At 47.7% G+C, this 537-nt stretch carries 2 protein-coding genes; both read left to right on the top strand.

What is annotated here, in order from left to right; translation table 11 throughout:
• Window positions 1–249: helix-turn-helix domain-containing protein (locus C7H79_RS17380; RefSeq protein WP_147383672.1), on the top strand; the 249-nt coding region annotated here is incomplete at its 5' end.
• Window positions 250–266: 17 nt separating this feature from the next.
• Window positions 267–537 (top strand): IS3 family transposase (locus C7H79_RS17375; protein ID WP_508278637.1); only part of this gene is annotated, 271 nt, incomplete at its 3' end.

Below are 537 nucleotides of genomic sequence, written 5' to 3'. Positions count from 1 at the left end.
TTCAAGGCAAAAATAGCGCTGTCAGCGATACGGGAGGACGAAACCATACCCCAACTGGCAGCACGTTATGGGATACATCCCACACAGATCAATAGCTGGAAACGGCAGCTCATTGAACAAGCAGCTGATTTGTTTTCCAGAAGCAACAGTTCAAGCAAAGAGAACGGACAAACCACAGATAATTTACACCGTGTTATCGGGCAACTGACGGTGGAACGCGATTTTTTAGCCAGAAAGCTCGATCATTAAGTGCGGCGGAACGCAAAATGATGATTGAGCGCCACGACAAACTGAGTTATATCCGCCAATGCCATTTAGTGGGTTTGGCACGTTCAACTTACTATTATCAGCCTCAACCGGCAAGTGATGCTGAGCTGGTTTTGCTACGAAAAATGGACGAGCAATACCTAAAAACACCACAATATGGTTCACGCAGCTACGCCACGTGGTTTTTGCGTCAGGGAATACTGATAGGGCGCAAGAAAGCGGCATCCATGATGAAGACTCTGGGTATTATCAGCACGGCGCCCAAACCGA

The organism is Nitrosomonas supralitoralis (assembly GCF_003011925.2).
Taxonomy (GTDB): Bacteria; Pseudomonadota; Gammaproteobacteria; order Burkholderiales; family Nitrosomonadaceae; genus Nitrosomonas; species Nitrosomonas supralitoralis.
The sequence above is the reverse complement of the archived record's forward strand: the minus strand, read 5'-3'. Positions and strand labels throughout refer to the sequence as shown.